The sequence below is a fragment of the Parasutterella secunda genome, from assembly GCF_024733725.1.
In the GTDB taxonomy this organism is placed as follows: Bacteria; Pseudomonadota; Gammaproteobacteria; order Burkholderiales; family Burkholderiaceae_F; genus Aphodousia; species Aphodousia faecalis.
The window spans coordinates 19,795-37,840 of record NZ_JANRHP010000001.1 but is presented as its reverse complement, the minus strand read 5'-3'; the positions used below and the strand labels follow the sequence as shown (position 1 = coordinate 37,840).

Below are 18,046 nucleotides of genomic sequence, written 5' to 3'. Positions count from 1 at the left end.
CGGGGCGATTTTTTTGTATAATAAATCAATCATGTGATTGTGTAAAATTATGCTTGAAATTGTATTCGATCGAAATTGTGTCTACCAAACTGCTTACCATGCGGTTTGGTGCCCAAAGTATCGGAAATCAATTTTGGTCGGTTCAATCGCCGCAGAAACTAAACGGTTTATTGAGACAATCTGTCAGGAACGTCAGTGGTCGGTTCTCTCGCTTGAAGTTCAGCCTGATCACATTCACCTTTTTGTCAGCATACCGCCTGCTACTTCAGTGGCTGATGCAATCAAAATTTTGAAAGGCAGCACCGCCAGAAAATTATTTGTTAAATTCCCTGAGTTGAAAAAACAGTTATGGGGAGGCCACCTTTGGTCTCCGTCTTATTACGTGGGCACTGCCGGCAACGTCAGTTCCGAAACTATTCAGAAGTACATTGAAAGAACTGAACATATCAAAGGGCGCAGGTAGACTTTCCGCTCCCTCCAAATTAACGACGACCGTTTGCATCAAACTGCAAATGCATGAGGATGCTGCTCAGAGGCTGCACAAGACTCGGCTTGTGTACCGTGACGCTTGCAATTTTCTGGTTAAGTACGTTTGCCGCGATTCCAGTGAGCGTAATTGGCAGCGCTATAACCTGCACCATGCCGCATACTACGATTTGAGATCCACCTTGCCGGTACTGGGATCGCAGTTAGCCTGTAATGCCATTCGGTCGGTGTCTGCTGCCTACAAAACAGAACTGACGAACCATCCCCGAAAAAATAAAGAAGAGCCTCTAAAAGAAATTGTTTTTAAAAATCCCTCTATCCATTTGGACAAAAACACAATCCGTTATCAATCGGATATGACTGAAGCAATTGTTTTTACAGTTGAAGGTCGGGTAAAAGTCAGATTGTGTCCGGGAGATTTTCAAAAACGATTGCTTGACTCAGGCAAACGCAAAGAAAGCAATCTTGTCTATCGAAAGAATAAGAAGGGAGGATTTTGGTTCCTGCATATCAGTCTGGAATATGACTCAACACTGAGTGCCTTAATCGAGAAATTGAAAAAAGAAGAAGTGATCGGTGTTGATGTAGGAGAAAATAATATTGCAGCGGTTTCAAGCGGAAAGGTTTGGAAAGCGGGCGAATTAAAACATAAGCGAGATAAATACTTGGGGTTGCGTGCGCGTTTACAAAGCAATGGCTCGCAAAGTGCCAGACAGCACTTGCGAAAAGCTTCGGGCAAAGAAAGACGGCACGTCACCCACGTCAATCACGTAGTGAGTAAATCAATTGTAGAAGAAGCAGCTAAACAGAAAGCGAAAGTGATCGTACTGGAGGATCTGACGCATATCAGAGATCGATTGAGGGCAGGCAAAAGAGTCAGAAGTCGGCTACACCGATGGTCTTTCCGCGAGCTTCAGCAACTGATTGAGTACAAGGCGCAAAGGCGAGGGATTAACGTAATGTATGTGGATCCTCGGTATACCTCACAGACGTGTTCGGCGTGTTCGCAATTGGGCAAACGGACGAAGCATCGTTTTGTTTGTCCGCACTGTGGTCTCCGTGCGCATAGCGACTTGAATGCAAGTCGGAACCTGCAGGGATTGGGCTATCAGCTGATAGCCCAAGGGCTGTTGTAAACCGGCCTAATGTCGGATTGCTTTGCAATTACGATAAATAAAAGCTTTCGGCTTTAGCCGAGAGTTGTTTACTAACCAGTACCCTGATGAATTTCTCTTGGCCAAAAAAATAGAAATCAGAAAAATCGAAAGAGGATGCAATCCATACAGATGTATCAATGTGAATCCAAGCTCATCCTGAAAATGTTTAAATAGCCAGAAACAGGCAATGGAAAAACCGCAAATGACCGGATAGACGATTAGCCACATCAGATTGTCACGAAGGAAACTTTTAAATACAGTAACCATTTCACCATCGCTCGAAAGACAGCGTCACACTTCTTTTTGAGAGATTATTCTATTTTTTCAACAAAACTAAGCCTGAGACAATACTACACAAAGGTCAGAATGGATTGATTTGACCCATAAATTGAGCGGGATTAACGAACCTACTTTTTCCGGGATTGTAAATTCGTTTGTGTAAATTCCATTTAGAGATATTTGGTGATCCTGTCACCAAACTCAATACTAAAACGGTTTAAAGCCAGTCGCCAATTCCTAATTGGCATGGTCCATTTTTTGGAAGCGGCGTCAATGGCTAAATAAACCACCTTTAAAGCGGCCTCATCGTTTGGGAACATCTTATGACGAGTGGTCGCTTTTCTAATAACGCTATTGACCGACTCAATGGCATTGGTTGTATAGATTACCCGACGGATATCCTCAGGATAGCTAAACATCGTGATGAGATGATCCCAATGTCGGCGCCATTGCTCGGCAATCACCGGATACTTATCCTTCCAATCCGCATCAAACTGCTCAAGGGCTTCCAAGGCTTGTTGTTCGGTTGCCGCTTGATAAATCGTACGTAACTGCGCTGCTACACGCTTGTAGTCTTTCCAACTGACAAAACGCAAGCTGTTGCGAACCATATGAACAACGCACAATTGAACCTGTGTGTTTGGATAGACAGCCTCAATGGCCTCAGGGAAGCCTTTCAGACCGTCAATGCAAGCAATCAAATGCTTACGCATCTGTTGGATGAAAGGCTCAATTTCATCACTTTTTAACTGTTCGGTTGGAATACTGGCGATTAGGTTTTAAGCTTGTCTTGGTTCATTGGTAAATCCATTTCCTTCACTCCTAAGAGATTAGCAAATATTGGATTTACACAAAGTTATTTACAGTCTCTCTTTTCCCATTCTATTCTTAATCTCCGTCAGATATTTTTCCACTCGATCAAGTTCTTCTCGCTTTTGAACGATTTGCTCAAGATATTCATTGACTCGCTCTAAGAGCCAAGGTGTTCCCAATGTAGGATTATCCCTAAACTGAAGAAACCTCTCGATACATTCCAATTTCATGCCGTTTGTTCGGCAGTCCATAATAAAGCGCAGACGCCTGAGGTCTTTCTCTGTATAAGACCTCTGTCCGCTCATGCTTCGGGCGATATTTGGCAGAACACCTTTTTGTTCATAAAAACGAATGGTTCCAATAGGGCAACCAGTTAATTTAGAAAGCTCTCCAATTTTCATTTCTATCCCTTGAAGCTACAGTAGCTATAGATTTTATTCTTTCCTCATCTTTTATGAAAAAAAGAGGATGAAATGCTTTTTCAACAAATTCGCAGCGCTACCTCTATTGTCTCTTTTGGAGGAAAACGCTTTCTAATTGATCCGATGTTAGCCCCTGCCAACACCTATCCGATTGTTCCGGATGCACCGGTTTGCGGTCGAGGCAACCCAACCATTGAATTACCATGCCGCCCGGAGGATCTTTTTGATGTAGACGCTTATATCGTGACACACTGGCACTTTGACCATTTCGATGAAGTCGCAATGAGAATTCTGCCGAAGGATATTCCGCTTTTTGCAAAAAATGAGAAAGAGGCACAGGCCAGTCGAGAAGTCGGCTTTACAGACGTTCGGGTTTTAAAGGAAGAAGGGATTGAATTCGAGGGAATAAGCCTCTACAAGACACCTTGTGATCACGGTTCAGGGGATTTGGTTACTGAACATTTCTACCAACTTGTTCAATTAACCGATGAAGCGTGCGGTCTTATCTTTAAATGCAAAAATGAGCCCAAGACATTCTATTTAGCGGGTGACACCATTTATTACCAAGGTGTAGTTAATACGATTAATCGCTTTAATCCGAACGTCATAGCTGTCAATGCGGCTGGAGCCCAAGCTCCGAAAGGTCATGCGTTAATCATGAACGAATATGATGTATGGGCATTAATGAGCGACTTTCCACAATTGGAGGTAATCGCAACCCATGTTGAGGGTGTTTCTCACGCAACAGTTAATCGAAAATTGTTAGCGGATTTTGCCAAAAATAAAGGACTGTCTAAGTTATTTATTCCACAAGACCTTGAAACCTTAGAGTTCTGAAAATAATCTTTAAGTCCGTTTGATTTATAGTCAGATGGACTTATTTAGATATTAAATTAATATCGAAATAATATCAAACAACAATTATTTATTAGATATTCAATTAAATCCCTGTAAAGATTACAAGGTTTATGTTAGAGTTCGGACTGTTTAATTTACTCATCGATTAAGCACCATGCGTATTGGAGAACTGTCCAAATTATCCGGCGTGGCCGTGGAGACCATTCGTTTTTACGAAAACGAGGGACTTATCCCCAAAGCGGCTCGCTCGATGAACAATTACCGTTCTTACACGGAAAGCCACCTCAAGCGTCTGCAGTTTATTCGTCACTGCCGAAGCCTAGACATGAGCCTGGAAGACATCAAACTCTTAAGTGATGTCGGCGCCAGGCGCAATGAAGAGGCCTGCAAAGTGCAGGAAATTATTTCTCGCCACATGAAAAAGATTGATGAACAAATCAATGCGTTGAAAGAATTGCGCCAACATTTGGGGCTATTGTCGCTGTGCTGTCATGGCAATCACGCCAATGGCGAACCCTGCGGCATTATTGAAGGTCTCAATAGTGGTGCTTGCTGCCACAATTGTGAAAACCTTAAAGTTAAACGAACAGTCAAGAAAACGGACTTATCGAAACACACGAATCTCTAATTCATCATGCTCAGCCAATTTTTCACCTTTGAAGTCTTAATGGTTCTCGGAATTTTAGGCATTCTGACCGCTTGTCCAACCTATTTTATTTACGCGATCGCGCGCACCAAGCCTTCCGCGCGACCCATTCCATACTTTCCGCATGGCGTGCACGGCTGGCTCCTGGTCTTTGTGGCCACGGTTATTCTTTCCATCATTCTGACAGCCATTGACGCCATCAACGCGGTCAATGTCATGAACCAAGCGGGTGCCCTCAATTGGGCGGTTCTTTCTCCCTCTATTGTGATTATCGGTCTGTACATTTACTGTCTATGGCTGATTGCCCGTAAGCGTGAAGCCTACGTTGTCAAGCAAACCATTGTGATTTTGTGGGTAGTGGGACCGATCTCTCTGATGTTTTTGACTTTGCTTTTCGGCGCTTCGGTTGATAATGCCACGGTGGTTCGCTCCTGCCTATACGCCGCACTTTGGACACTTTATTTTTTATTTTCCAAGCGGGTGGCCTGTACTTATGGAACCAAGGCTGTAGACTCTTATGTGCACTTAGCCATTGAAATGGCCGACGCTCAAAAAGCACAGAAAGAACGGGAAGAAAAGGCTAAAAAAGCTAAAAAACAATAGCCGTTCACCTGATAAAAAAGCCTTCCGACTTAAATTTTAGGCGGAAGGCTTTTTTCTACATATTAGCTTTAGAAGCCGTATTCGTCACGATTACGTTCAATCGCTTCTTTCTTGGATTCCTCATCCGTGTAGAAACCCAAACGATGATATTCCTGCTTAGGAGCATCCAAATAACCAACACAACGGAAGGTATAAGTCACCTTGGCGCCATTGCCGGTTTGATGCCCTGAACGTGAAATGGCCTGCAGAGGCTGCATGCCCTGATTTCTTTCACCGCAAAAGTCAATGGCTTCTTGGCGAGCGTTGTCGCGGACAATCACTTCTTGTTTAACCCACGGTTGTTGCAGTTGAAGCTCAAAAGTCGAGGAGTCTAATTGCTTCATGCTGCGCTCCGGAATAAATTTTTCGGATGAAGCGCAACCAGCAAGCAGGCTAACGGTCAAAGTTGAAGCAATCAAGGTCAATGTGCGCATACCAATTCCTTATTTTTCAAACGAGGATATTGTACCGAGAATTAAAGTGACGAAGCGGCAACGATCGGGTAAGAAGTTGTTTCAACCGAGAGTGTACCGTCAGATACAAAAAGCATATCCTGGCACACTCCGCCGATTTTGATAAGCACATCACCGTGGCGAATACTTTCCTTCATTGAGGGTGCTTTTTGGCTTAAAAAAGCAATGGGAAGCCATCCGTTTGAAGATTCTATGGCAAGCTCAACGTGCTTGCGAGCCGTGTCTCGATAAAAGAATAGCGGTGCGCGAACGCCTTTGGCCGCATAGTTTTTGATGATTTCAGCAGCCGTAAAACCGGCAAGCACGCCGTAATAGTTGGCGTGCGCATAGAGCTCTTCACCTGAAGAGCAACCTAAAAGAAAGGTCAAAAGGCCGCTATCGGCATAGGTCAATTTGGATCGTTTCACTTGCCGACGCTCTTTGAGTTTCATTGAGGGGACTTCCAAAAGCACGCCGCTATCGAGCAAAAAGTCAGTCCAATAAATAGCCGTGGCATAACTGATACCGGCTTCTTTTGCGTATTTGGAATGATTGAGCTCTTGCATATTGTGCTCGGCCAACACCTTCATGTAGCGGAAAAAGAGAGCGTCTTTATAGGCATGAAGGACATCTCGGACATGATTGGCAAAAAAATCAGCCAGCCAAGACTCATAAAAAGAGGAGGTTGATTGAGCCAAATCGCTGCGGGGTAAAAAACCGTTTCGAATCACATCAAAAAAGCCGGGTTGCGGATAGCTGATGCGAAGCGCAATCGCTTCGTTTCCCCAAAGACACGGTTCTTTTTGAGCGTACTCTCTTTGTGAGAAAGGCAACACACGGTGGCACTTTAAGCCACCGTATTCAATCAACAGATTTTTCTTTTCTATCGGCAAATACCCGACAAACACGATTTGTGAAGAATCGTCGGTTGGCAAATAGTCCGTCAATTCAGGCGCCTTTTCGATTCCATCGACAATCAATCGTTTGCCATAAACCGAGAAAAAATCCGCCGGCTGGGTTCGAGCGAGATTTCTTGGGTAAATATCATTGAGATCCACATAGGCCAGATCGCTGAAAACCGCTTTGACCAATGAGGTCTTGCCGACACCGGGCATTCCGCTGATAAGAAACAGACTATGACTTTCACGTTCCCTTTTCAAAACTTCGGTTAACGATCGGACAATATGGGCTGTAATAGGCATTTTTAACTTTCGGTAAAAATTGAAATTATATTTTTATTTTAACAAATGTTCCTGAGCCGTTGACGAAATAAACTTCTCACTCGCATAATGGACAAATAAATAATGAGCGGAGATTAACGATGTCAAACTCAATAAAACTCGCGGCGCTTACCAATCATTCGGCGATCTGTCCGGAAATCGGTCTTTTTAATACACGCTGGGCTGAATTCGTACGGCAATACCACCAAACAATCCCCGGTTATAGTCAGACACCGCTCAGGGCACTTAAGCAATTCAGTCAATCGTTTGATGTCGGAAATGTTTTTGTCAAGGACGAAAGTTTTCGTTTTGGCCTCAATGCCTTTAAAGCGTTAGGCAGCTCCTATTGCATGGCAACACTTTTAGCAGAGCGTCTCGGGTTGCCACTTGGTCAAATGACTTACGAGAAAATGACCACACCGGATGTCAAAAAGCGGCTCGGCACATTAACCTTTGTGACTGCCACCGATGGCAATCATGGCAGGGGAGTGGCATGGAGTGCAAAGACCTTGGGCCACAAAAGTATTGTTCTGATGCCCAAGGGCACCGCCGCAGAGCGCTTGGAGAATATTAAAAAACTTGGAGCAAACGCCTCCATCACAGAATATGAATACGATGACACGGTCAAAATGGCCGCTAATGTGGCTCGCCAGACGGGCGGTGTGTTGGTTCAAGATACTGCATGGGATGGCTATGAAGATATCCCCACCCGCATCATGCAAGGTTACTTGACTTTGGGGCTTGAAATCGTCGAGCAACTAAAGGGCATTACTCCGACGCACATTTTCCTTCAAGCCGGTGTCGGATCTATGGCTGCGGCCGTTGCAGCTTTCTTTGCCAACATCTACGGTGAAAATCGTCCGATTATCACCATTGTGGAACCTCATGGCGCTGATTGCCTTTATCGAACGGCCTGTGCCGATGACGGGGAAATCCATGCCTACGAGGGCGAGTTGCAGTCTATTATGGCCGGACTTTGCTGCGGCATTCCCTGCACCGTAGCCTGGCGACTGCTCAAGCACTGTGCGGATTTCTTTGTTTCGATGCCCGATTCGGTGGCCGCGAATGGAATGCGGATATTAGGGGCACCGTTAGGGGATGATCCCCGAATTATTTCCGGAGAAAGTGGTGCTTCAACCTTTGGTTTAGTGGCTGAAATTCTTCGCAAACCGGAAAACCGTCCTATTAAAGATGCTTTAGGGATTAATGCTCAATCCAATATTGTCTGTATTTCCACGGAAGGAGACACGGATCGGGCCAATTACCGACGTATTGTCTGGGACGGCGCGTACTGTTCGAACTAAGTTGAAAAAATCCCCGTTTCATCAAAATGAAGCGGGGATCAAATTTAAAAATTCAGAAAAAAGAATCAGAGCACGCGTTTTAAGAACGCACGTGTACGGGCTTCTTTCGGATTAACCAAAACTTCCTCAGGCGAGCCTTGCTCGACAATGACGCCACCGTCCATGAAAATGACGCGATCGGCCACTTCACGGGCAAAAGTGATTTCGTGAGTGACAACGATCATCGTCATGCCGTCATCGGCAAGGCTTTTCATGACAGCCAACACTTCACCCACCAATTCCGGATCAAGGGCCGAAGTCGGTTCGTCAAATAAAATCACCTTCGGGTCCATCGCAAGCGTTCGGGCAATGGCCACGCGCTGTTGCTGACCGCCTGACAAGCGAACCGGGTATTGATCGGCTTTATCTGCCAAACCCACACGCTCCAATGTTTCAAGCGCGCGTTTTTGAGCGGCTTCTTTCGATTTGCCGCTCACCACCATTTGGCCCAACATCACATTTTCAATGACGGTCTTGTGCGGCCAGAGGTTAAAGCGCTGAAAGACCATCCCTAAATGTTCACGGACCTTATTGATATTGATTTTGCGGTCGGTAATCTCTTGACCAGCCACTTTAATGGATCCCGAATCCGCATCTTCTAGGGCGTTAATGCAGCGAAGCATCGTGGACTTGCCGGAGCCTGACGGTCCCAACACAACCACTTTTTCCCCACGACGAACCGTAAGATCGATGCCTTTGAGTACTTCGAGCGGTCCGTAATTTTTATGTAAATCGCGAATCTCAACAACCACTTCATCACTCATTTGTCATCTCCTTTACCCAAACGCTTTTCCATTTCACGGATGAGATAGGCCAAGCCCAATGTCATCACCCAGTACATCAAAGAAATGGTGAGATACGGTTCCCAGTAACGTGCCGAAGCACCGGCAACGGTACGGGCTGCGTAGGCCAATTCTGTCAAACCGATGGCAGAAACGAGCGATGAGTCCTTCAAAATGGCAATGGCGTTATTACCTAAAGCGGGCAGCATGCGACGGAAGGCCTGCGGCATGATGATGTGACGCATTGTTTGCCACCAGGTCATACCGATGGATCGCGCGGCTTCCGTTTGACCTTTGTCGAGCGACTGAATACCGGCACGGAAAACCTCACTCATGTAGGCGCCGGCATTTAAGGTAATCGCAAAAAAGCCTGCGATAAAAGCACCGTAGTCACTGCGAAGCTCACGAGCAAGTGCTCCGTCAATGATGAGGCCGTCGACCGGATGAATAAAGATCGGTAAAACGGCGAAATACATCAAGAAAATCTGAACGAAAAGGGGAGTGCCGCGGAAAAAGCTCACCCAAATGGTCACAGGCCAACGAACGCCGTAATAAAGAATTGTCTTCCAGGGATCATGCCGGGCACTGGCCATACGGGCCATGCCGAGAATCATCCCGAGAATAATGCCGAAAAACACACATCCGATGGTGAGTTCAATTGTGATCTCTGCGCCTTCAACGAACAGCGGCCAGTACTCAGCCAATACGTCTAAACGAAAACCACCCATTTATTCTTACCTCTTTTATCCGAAAAACCCGACAACGCTTTTATAAACGCTGTCGGGAACTTTTCTTTAACGTTTTTATGAATTACTTAATCGGCAATTGAGGAACGGGGGTGTTTTCACCGAACCACTTCTTGTAAACCTTGGCATAGGCACCCGATTCAATCGTCTTCTTCAAACCGGCGTTGATTTGATCGAGCAATTCTTTGTTGCCCTTACGGACGGCAATACCGAAGTATTGATCTTCAAAGCTCGGATCACGAGTCATATTGAATTGCTTATCCGGGTTTTGAGCAGCGTAGTAAGCAAAGACACCGACGTCACCGATCGCGGCGTCAACACCACCGGCGGAGAGTTCTTCCAAAGCCAACGGCGTATTGTCAAAGCGCTTAATGTTCTTGCTGGCTTTACCGAAAACCTTGGTGGCTGCAATGTCGCCTGCGGAATTAGCCACCACGGACACGTTCTTGCCCTTCAAATCGTTGATCGAATTGATCTTCAAATTCTTTTGCGTCAGAATCAATTGGTGGGCGGCGAAATAGGGCAGTGAGAAATCAACCGCTTCCTGACGTTGCGGCGTAATCGTGATGCCGCTCATGATCATGTCACGGTCACCGTTTTTGACGGATTCGAAAATCACGCCAAAGAGCGTGTTAATGAATTCCACCTTAAAGCCTTGGGCCTTGGCGATTTCTTTCATCAAGTCAATATCAAAACCCACGATTTCTTTGTTGGGGGTTTGGAATTCAAACGGACGGTACGTCGCACCGGTACCGACCGTGTAAGTCGGCACTTCTTTGGCGGAAGTGGTTTGGTCAGCCATCGCTCCGCAAGAAAAACCAGCGCAAGCAAGAGCAATCGAAGCAGAAACGATTAAGTGTTTAAAGGACATGTTGAACTCCGGTATCTAGTGTTTTATTCATTGGGAAAATTGCTTTTCCTTTTTCGTTAAATTATGGTGATTTTCCTTTCACAGACAAGAAGAATTTTTTCAAAGAGATCAAAAAGTTAAGCACTCTTACTTAGACGAAAAAATGAAAACAAAAGACAACTTTTTGTCGACATTTTTGATGATTTTGGCGGTAAAACAAAAAGCTTATAAAAATGAATAAGTTAAGAGAAAGCGAGTAATGACTGGTTTCTATTAATCGACAAATGTAGGACTTAAATCAGAAAAATCTGGTCGGGTTAAAAGGAAAATTCACGCTTGATAAAAGTGGAGTAGACTGCAAGCGTTTTTTAACAACTTTGGCTCGATTAATGACTTCCAACGACTCACAAAATAAAGGATTGACACTTGGGATTTTGAGCGCCCTCGGTGCCTATTGCATTTGGGGGATGATTGCGCTTTATTGGAAGTTACTGACTGAGGCCGATGATGTAGAAATTCTTGCCCACCGTATTGTTTGGTCTTTAGTATTTGTGATCGGTCTTCTGATCGTAAAACATCAGTTGGGATCAACGCTTCGTTTATTAAAAAATCTATTCACCGCCCCTAAAGAAAATCACACATTGCTTTTGGTGTTGGCCACCGTTTTTGCTTCCGCCAATTGGTTGGTCAATATTGTCGGCGTCACGGCCGAACGGGTAGTGGAATTAAGCTTAGGCACCTTTCTTACCCCATTGGCGACCATGGCAATCGGTGTTGTGGTGTTTTCCGAAAAGATTTCAAAACTCAGAATGGCCGCCATTGCTCTTGCCGCAATCGGCGTTGCGGTTTTAATTACCGGTCTTGATCGCTTTCCCTGGATTGCTATCTTGGTGTCTTCTACTTGGGCGACCTACGGAGCTTTAAAGAAAAAGATTGTGATTGAGCCGCTTAAAAGTGTCGCGATTGAACACATTCTGATGGTCGGTCCTGCTTTGGCTTACCTTTTAAGTTCTCAAGGCTATTACCTAACGCATTTTGCAGAGGGGTTTAACGGGCATCTCAGCTGGGCACTGATGGGCACGGGGATTGTCACCTCGGTCCCTATGATTTTCTTTTCCTTTGCCGCCCAAAGACTGCCCATGACTGTTTTAGGCATCATTCAGTTTTTAAGTCCGGTCTTAACGTTCCTGCTCGGGCTCTTTGTCTTCAAAGAACAGGTGACAACGGCTGAGTTCGTTGCTCTAGGCTGTATTCTCTGTGCGGTAGGTCTCTATATTCTAGGCAATCGCCGTACGCGGGCGACTTAAAACGTTCTATGCACCTCCATGCAACCCAAGATATAGTCGATCAAGTTGTCCAAGAGCCTCAGCTCGTTATTTTTCTGACAGCAATGACTCATGTATTTGAGCTTGCGAAACATTGATCTACTCAGATCATTTCACGGTCTTTTAGCCAAGCTTTTATATCAGCTAGCACCTGAATTCATAACCAACGACCGCTATGCGACGACCCACGTTCACGTTTTCAGTATTGTGTTTATATTCAAACCTTACATCACAATCTTGAGATTTCTCCTGTTTTTTCTAAATACTCGTGCTTGATGTAGGTGTTTTCCCACCTTGTATCTAAGTAAAACTTCTTACACAATATCTACCGACCAGAGTTTACTCTGCACGTCATTTCGAAAATTGAGGAGTTTTAAAATGAAAAAGACCTTGCTTGCGGCCGCCCTGGCCTTATCTCTCGCAGGCAGCGCCCTTGCCGCTCAATTACCTAACGTTGCCATTTTGGCTACAGGCGGCACGATTGCCGGTACCGCTGGTTCCAGCACCCAGGTGACTGGATACAAGGCCGGTGACCTTGCCATTCAAACCTTGATTGATGCCGTTCCCGCCATCAAAGACTTTGCCAATGTCTCCGGCGAACAAATCGTCAAGATCAGCTCCAATAACATGACCGATGACGTGCTCTTGAAGCTCGCCAAGCGTTGCAACGAATTGTTGGCTGATCCGAAGATTGCCGGTATTGTGATTACGCACGGCACCGATACGCTTGAAGAAACCGCCTACTTCTTGAACCTCACGGTTAAGAGCAAGAAACCTGTGGTGCTCGTGGGCTCCATGCGTCCCGCTACGGCCATCTCTGCTGACGGCCCGATGAATCTTTTAAATGCCGTGAAGCTCGCTGCTGACCCGAATGCACAAGACCGCGGTGTTTTGATTGCCTTAAACGACCAAATTAATGCTGCACGTGAAGGCACGAAGACCAATACAACTAACGTGGATACCTTCCAGGCTCCGACCTTGGGTCTTTTAGGTTACGTTGCCGGCGGTCAAAACTATTTCTTGCGTGACACAACGATGAAGCACACGCACGAAACAGAATTCGATGTAAGCAAGCTCGATAAGCTTCCGCGTGTTGACATTGTTTACTCTCACGCCAATGATGACTCCGTCTTAGTGGACGCCGCTGTTAAGGCCGGTGCCAAGGGCATCATCTCCGCCGGTTCCGGTAACGGCTCCATCCATAAGGACACGGAAGTGGGCTTGGCTAACGCTGTGAAGAAGGGTGTTGTGGTTGTGCGCTCCAGCCGTACTGGCAGTGGCATCGTCACCCCCACGGGTCCCGATGACAAGTACACCAAGGCTGGTTTCTTAAACGGCTACTCCTTGAATCCGCAAAAGGCTCGTTTGCTCTTGCAATTGGCTTTGACGAAGACGGATGATCCGAAGAAGATTCAAGAAATGTTCACAAAATACTAGAGACTTACTAGTGAAGTATTAATGAACGGCTTGAATAGTCTCTGACTATTCCGTCAAAAGCTCCGAAGTTGACAAAATTTCGGAGCTTTTTTAAATTAAATTATTACTTCAAAAGATCGGCTTTTAACTTGGTATCAATGGGCTTGGCGCCAAGCCAGATTTTTAAAACAGCTTGATAAAGTTTAAGACCGCCGATTTTTTCACCAATCAACTTTCCGTTGACACTGACGCTTGTCGCATGCTTATCAGAGAAATCAAAATCCACTTGATCGCCTTTTTTAACATCGCCGATTAAATTCATCACAGCAATTAAAGATTGCAATTCCGTTTTGAGTTCTTCTCTTTCTATTTCGGTCGTATTATCCGCGATCCCATCTTTGAGCGCGTCAACGAAATCCACTGCATCAACATCGCGTTCCAGCACCAAGCGGACGCTCTTCGGTCCACTCATCTTAATAACCGTATTTGCATCATTGGACTTCTGTGTTAAATAAAGGCCGGCAGAATAAACATCTACGAAAAAGATCTCGCGCAAGCCTGCGCCATTGAGAACGAGTTCTGTACCTTCCTTTGTTAATTTATCCTCAAATTGAGTCGACCCCACTTGAAGAGCCGCCATGCTAGAGCCGGCCGTCAGACAGCAACAAATTGAAATTAAAAGTTTTTTCATGATTGAATTGAAATGAGTTGAAACAAAGTCGTGATTTTAGACATGTTTTAATCTAAAAGGTCTGACCTAAAATCGGTAAAAAAGAGGGGAGGTATGTCATGGTTATTTCCGTACATGCGACCGATCATACCAGGCGTTATACAACAGGCGAAGAGATTGCCAATGCTGTTACGCATGGTATTGCGGCTTTAATGAGCATCGCCGGTTTAGCAATTTTAGTCGGCTTTGCTGTTGCCTACTCGGGCTCACCAACGGTCATTACCGCAGTCAGCGTATTTGGCGCAAGCATGATCTTTCTATACGTTGCCTCGACGCTTTATCACGCCATTCCCAATCCTAAAGCCAAACGAATCCTGCAACGGCTTGACCATTCAATGATTTATGTCCTGATTGCCGGCAGCTACACACCGTTTTGTTTAGTAACGCTTGAAGGCGTAACAGGTATTGCTCTTTGTATTGCGGTTTGGGCTATTGCGCTCGCCGGTATCGCATTACAAGGTGTTTTAATCAAAAAGAGTAAATGGCTTAATTCGCTTTTGTACCTGGCGATGGGCTGGTTAGTTATTCTGGTCATTGAGCCATTGATAGAAAATCTTGCAAACGGGGGATTGTGGTTGTTGACCGCTGGTGGCTTGTCATATAGTCTTGGCGTGATCTTTTACATCTGGAAATCGATTCCCTATAGTCACGCAATATGGCACGTTTTTGTTTTTGCCGGCACTGTTCTACAGTTTCTTGCAGTATTACTGTACGTTATTCCTGTATTTCACTAATAAGAAATAATTAGGCCCGCAACAGCGGACCGTGATTTTATTGAGCCGGATGAATCGGAATCACTCTTTGGTTTGTGCTCCCGAAATATTGTCCTTGTTCTTTCACTTTAAGTTTTTCAACGTAAGGACCATCAACCAATGTGTCAATGTAGTCCATGATTTCACGGTCTTTAAAGTGCTCATATTTGCGTCCTGTCCAAACCCAAATAGTCTTATCCGGGCAGGCTTGGTGAACTCGTTTGCACAATTCTGTGACAGGACCGATATTTTGCTCTTCAAACGGGTCTCCGCCCAAAACGCTCAAACCTGACATGTAAGGGCGCTTAAGTAACTCAATGATGCGCTCAATGGTTTTTTCGTTGAAATCGTCTCCGGCGTCAAAGTCCCAAGACTCCGGATTAAAACAGCCCTTGCAGTGCAGGGTGCAGCCCGAGACAAAAAGCGAAACTCGCACGCCGGGACCGTTGGTCGTATCAAATTCGCGTAATTGAGCGTACTTCATTAACAAGCCTCACTACATCGACACACGGCGCTTGATTTCGGCCATCTTGCCGTCGTTCATGCGCGATTGACCGTTCACATTGCTGTAGCCCAAGTAGCCGCAGACACGACTGATGACAGACAGGTTATCGCTGCCGCAGTGCGGGCACTTGAACATGACGTTCGTTGAGTGCTTGCCGCAGTTGTTGCAGTAGGCCGCGTCAAAATTAACGCCTTGATAGAAGCCCATGTCCATGCCGCGTTCAATGATCGCCTTGTCAGCTTCGAAGTTTTCAGGGTTCGTTAAGCGTACATATTGAATATGGCCGCCTTCACACAAGTGGAAGCACTTGAATTCATGGTCTTGTTTTTCAAACGGAGAAATATCTTCCGTAACATTCAAGTGGAACGAATTCGTGAAGTATTCGGTACTGTAGTGTTCAGCCGTTGCAAATTCATTGACCAAGCCCATTTCCTTGCAGTAGTCGTCGTACTGACGAGCCTGCGTAGCACAAAGGCTCTCAGCGGGCGTACCGTAAATAGCATAGAGGTAATGATCTTCTGCCTTGAATTCATTCAGTTTTTGTTGCAAGTAACGCAACACTTGAACAGCAAACGCAGAATTGTCTTCAATCATTCGCTTGCCCGTCCAGAGATAAGTTGCATCATCCAATGCGGTGATACCGAAACTGGCCGTCATGTAATCGACCAAGTCACCGACACGGTCATCGGGATCCTTCGTACCCTTGTAGAAGCCGCCTTGCGTAAAGGCCAAGGGGTTGGAAGAGCAACGTTGGTTGCGAATCACATCGTAGCGCTTCTTTAAGAAGTCACGAATCACCTGCAGGCGATCGTCGAGCAAATCCCAGAACTTTTCACGCCAATCCAAGGGATGCTCGGTCATGGCCACCTTGATCATCAAGGGGATGTTCAAGCTCACAGCACCGATATTGCAGCGGCCGATTGTGACATATTTGCCGGTTTCCGGATCCTTCCACGGAGAGAGGTAAGCGCGGCAACCCATGGGGCTCGTGATGACGCCTTCTTCTTTGAAAAGACGGGAGACCGTGCCGTACTCACTTGAAATGCTAAGGTAGTCCGGATACATGCAGGTTGAGGAAGTCTTAACGGCTTCGTCGAAAAGCTGCGCGCTGTGCAAATCACCGTGCACTTGCTTCTTATCGTAAAGATAAACCAACTTCGGAAAGACCACGGGCTTGTGGTCGGGACCGTGGCCGTTTCTGCGCACACGCAGCATAACGGAATTGATGAGACACAAGAGGCGCTTGTCATCCTCGGGCAAAGAGACATCCCATTGACCGAAAGAAATCGTGGTGAAAGCAAAGTCGCCTCGGCTACAAGGCACCGTGTTTAACTTCAATTCGAGAGACTGGAAGCCTTGCTCCAACTCGCGAAGCAAAATCTTATCGGCGTATTGACGGGCAACGTCTTCGTTCAAACCCAATTCATTTTGCGCATCCCCAAAAGCCTTATTCCAGGTCTTGTGAGCGTAGGGCAGAAGAACCTTATCCAATTCAGCTAACGTAAAGCCGCCGAATTGTTGAGCTGTGGCCACAAGCGTAATGTCGCCGATCACCTGCAGGGCAGAAAGCACCGTCTTCGGTTCCGTGTATTGAACGTTAGACATCTCAAAGCCGCCCTGAAGGACCGTCTTAATATCAAACAAACAGCAGTTCACACAGCCCAAGATCATGTCGCGCAGGTCATGGATGTAAATGTCACCGCGTTCGATCAATTCTTTTTCTTTGGCAGACAGATAGAACTGTTTATAAAGGCTCTTTGTCAAATAACCCTTGATCAAAGAACCCTTGGTGGACACCAAGGAGCTGTCAAAGTTAGCATTTTCGCGATCGCCCAAACGAAGGACATCGTCGGCGTCTTGACGCAACTTTTCAAAAGTCTTGGCGTAATTGGTTTTGTAATAGCGGTACTCGGCGTATGACTTGGCGACGTCTTCAAAACCGGTCACCGACAACACGGCAATGACAAGCTCATGAAGTTCAGCGACGGTCACCTGGTCGCGGTCTTTGATACGACGGAGGATGGCTTCAACGATTTTGTGACAAGAAGGCTCGTCAACGGTTTTATCGCAACGCATGGCGGCCTTATTGACCGCGATAGAGATCTTTTGCGGGTTGAAGTCTTCAAGTGACTGATCTTTTTTTACAACTTTCATGGCACATCCTCTGACGGTCAAATGACGTCAACTCTTATTTTTTAATAGGGAACGAGGGAGTCATTTTAATCACTATCAATTGAATTTCAAATAGTAAAAACTACTATCTTTTGGATGTAAAATTCATATTGACACAAGATATTGGTTGCTAAAAAAGTATTATTTTTGAAAACTGAATGTGATCAATAAGTTAGGCAATTAGCATTAGTGTTTTTTAAAAGTGTAACTATCCGTCTTTTTAGTTCTTTTCTATAGCTTCAATAGTCAGTGTAATTAAATTTTTATTCTCTAAAAGAGATTGTCCGATATACACTGCATACAGTAGATACCGTTAAATTTATAGATGAACCCATTGGCAGTACGTGCGGTTTGTGTCTTCTGTTTCATTCAAAAGCGTCTCAAATGAGGCTGTAAATGCGATTTAGAGTTACTGTACTGACTGCCTTTCTTTCTATTGACATTGGTCCT

At 45.5% G+C, this 18,046-nt stretch carries 18 protein-coding genes and 1 pseudogene; 9 read left to right on the top strand and 10 right to left on the bottom strand.

The genetic code is table 11. The features are described 5' to 3' along the window. The first annotated feature begins 49 nt into the window (after nucleotides 1-49). A complete protein-coding gene (gene tnpA, locus NW199_RS00205; RefSeq protein WP_258333229.1) occupies nucleotides 50-463 on the top strand; it encodes an IS200/IS605 family transposase in 414 nt (137 codons plus the stop codon). A gap of 49 nt (nucleotides 464-512) precedes the next feature. Then, on the top strand, nucleotides 513-1,622 hold the full coding sequence (locus NW199_RS00200) for an RNA-guided endonuclease InsQ/TnpB family protein (RefSeq protein ID WP_258333228.1): 1,110 nt from the start codon (nucleotides 513-515) through the stop codon (nucleotides 1,620-1,622). A gap of 470 nt (nucleotides 1,623-2,092) precedes the next feature. On the opposite strand, the pseudogene NW199_RS00195 reads toward NW199_RS00200, so the two are convergent. Then, a pseudogene (locus NW199_RS00195) lies at nucleotides 2,093-2,623 on the bottom strand (IS256 family transposase); the annotation flags it as partial. A 159-nt stretch (nucleotides 2,624-2,782) separates the two neighbouring features. After that, nucleotides 2,783-3,136, bottom strand: coding sequence for a MerR family transcriptional regulator (locus NW199_RS00190; protein WP_249092707.1), 354 nt, complete (start codon nucleotides 3,134-3,136; stop codon nucleotides 2,783-2,785). Nucleotides 3,137-3,208: 72 nt separating this feature from the next. Between NW199_RS00190 and NW199_RS00185 the strand changes: the two genes are divergently transcribed. The 3 genes from NW199_RS00185 to NW199_RS00175 all read left to right on the top strand — a co-directional run bounded on the left by NW199_RS00185 (nucleotide 3,209) and on the right by NW199_RS00175 (nucleotide 5,264). Continuing rightward, a complete protein-coding gene (locus NW199_RS00185; RefSeq protein ID WP_022472698.1) occupies nucleotides 3,209-3,994 on the top strand; it encodes an MBL fold metallo-hydrolase in 786 nt (261 codons plus the stop codon). A 175-nt stretch (nucleotides 3,995-4,169) separates the two neighbouring features. Next, nucleotides 4,170-4,643, top strand: coding sequence for a MerR family transcriptional regulator (locus NW199_RS00180; RefSeq protein ID WP_022472697.1), 474 nt, complete (start codon nucleotides 4,170-4,172; stop codon nucleotides 4,641-4,643). A 6-nt stretch (nucleotides 4,644-4,649) separates the two neighbouring features. Beyond that, entirely contained in the window at nucleotides 4,650-5,264 is a 615-nt protein-coding gene (locus tag NW199_RS00175; protein ID WP_022472696.1) for a DUF2569 family protein, read from the top strand. Nucleotides 5,265-5,332: 68 nt separating this feature from the next. On the opposite strand, the gene NW199_RS00170 is transcribed toward NW199_RS00175, so the two are convergent. Both NW199_RS00170 and NW199_RS00165 read right to left on the bottom strand, forming a co-directional pair. Further along, nucleotides 5,333-5,737: a hypothetical protein gene (locus NW199_RS00170; protein ID WP_258333227.1), complete on the bottom strand. Its 405-nt coding sequence runs from the start codon at nucleotides 5,735-5,737 to the stop codon at nucleotides 5,333-5,335. 41 nt (nucleotides 5,738-5,778) lie between these two features. After that, entirely contained in the window at nucleotides 5,779-6,957 is a 1,179-nt protein-coding gene (locus NW199_RS00165; protein WP_258333226.1) for a DUF8612 domain-containing protein, read from the bottom strand. A 119-nt stretch (nucleotides 6,958-7,076) separates the two neighbouring features. Between NW199_RS00165 and dpaL the strand changes: the two genes are divergently transcribed. Next, the gene (gene dpaL / locus NW199_RS00160) at nucleotides 7,077-8,279 is read left to right on the top strand and encodes a diaminopropionate ammonia-lyase (RefSeq protein ID WP_258333225.1); all 1,203 of its coding nucleotides are present in this window, start codon (nucleotides 7,077-7,079) and stop codon (nucleotides 8,277-8,279) included. 65 nt (nucleotides 8,280-8,344) lie between these two features. Here the strand turns inward: dpaL and NW199_RS00155 are convergent, their stop codons facing one another. The 3 genes from NW199_RS00155 to NW199_RS00145 all read right to left on the bottom strand — a co-directional run bounded on the left by NW199_RS00155 (nucleotide 8,345) and on the right by NW199_RS00145 (nucleotide 10,717). Beyond that, on the bottom strand, nucleotides 8,345-9,082 hold the full coding sequence (locus NW199_RS00155; RefSeq protein WP_249092701.1) for an amino acid ABC transporter ATP-binding protein: 738 nt from the start codon (nucleotides 9,080-9,082) through the stop codon (nucleotides 8,345-8,347). Continuing rightward, the gene (locus NW199_RS00150; protein ID WP_249092700.1) at nucleotides 9,079-9,828 is read right to left on the bottom strand and encodes an amino acid ABC transporter permease; all 750 of its coding nucleotides are present in this window, start codon (nucleotides 9,826-9,828) and stop codon (nucleotides 9,079-9,081) included. Before NW199_RS00150 ends, NW199_RS00155 begins: the two co-directional genes overlap by 4 nt. 82 nt (nucleotides 9,829-9,910) lie before the next feature. Beyond that, on the bottom strand, nucleotides 9,911-10,717 hold the full coding sequence (locus NW199_RS00145; RefSeq protein WP_022473421.1) for a basic amino acid ABC transporter substrate-binding protein: 807 nt from the start codon (nucleotides 10,715-10,717) through the stop codon (nucleotides 9,911-9,913). A 368-nt stretch (nucleotides 10,718-11,085) separates the two neighbouring features. On the opposite strand from NW199_RS00145, the gene rarD reads away from it, so the two are divergent. Both rarD and NW199_RS00135 read left to right on the top strand, forming a co-directional pair. Then, nucleotides 11,086-12,003, top strand: a complete 918-nt coding sequence (gene rarD, locus NW199_RS00140) for an EamA family transporter RarD (RefSeq protein ID WP_249092699.1) — start codon at nucleotides 11,086-11,088, stop codon at nucleotides 12,001-12,003. 396 nt (nucleotides 12,004-12,399) lie between these two features. After that, nucleotides 12,400-13,458 (top strand): type II asparaginase, encoded by a 1,059-nt coding sequence (locus tag NW199_RS00135; protein WP_249092698.1) that lies wholly within the window; start codon nucleotides 12,400-12,402, stop codon nucleotides 13,456-13,458. Between the two features lie 103 nt (nucleotides 13,459-13,561). Here the strand turns inward: NW199_RS00135 and NW199_RS00130 are convergent, their stop codons facing one another. Beyond that, nucleotides 13,562-14,128 (bottom strand): chalcone isomerase family protein, encoded by a 567-nt coding sequence (locus tag NW199_RS00130; RefSeq protein ID WP_258333224.1) that lies wholly within the window; start codon nucleotides 14,126-14,128, stop codon nucleotides 13,562-13,564. 98 nt (nucleotides 14,129-14,226) lie between these two features. Here NW199_RS00130 and trhA point away from each other — a divergent pair, with 98 nt between their 5' ends. Then, on the top strand, nucleotides 14,227-14,901 hold the full coding sequence (gene trhA, locus NW199_RS00125; RefSeq protein WP_022473417.1) for a PAQR family membrane homeostasis protein TrhA: 675 nt from the start codon (nucleotides 14,227-14,229) through the stop codon (nucleotides 14,899-14,901). Nucleotides 14,902-14,938: 37 nt separating this feature from the next. Here trhA and nrdG read toward each other — a convergent pair whose 3' ends face one another. Beyond that, entirely contained in the window at nucleotides 14,939-15,403 is a 465-nt protein-coding gene (gene nrdG, locus NW199_RS00120; protein ID WP_258333223.1) for an anaerobic ribonucleoside-triphosphate reductase activating protein, read from the bottom strand. Between the two features lie 12 nt (nucleotides 15,404-15,415). Beyond that, nucleotides 15,416-17,578 carry an anaerobic ribonucleoside-triphosphate reductase gene (gene nrdD, locus NW199_RS00115; protein ID WP_258333222.1) on the bottom strand — a complete coding sequence of 721 codons (2,163 nt, stop codon included), beginning with the start codon at nucleotides 17,576-17,578 and terminating at the stop codon, nucleotides 15,416-15,418. Nucleotides 17,579-18,046 lie beyond the last annotated feature (468 nt).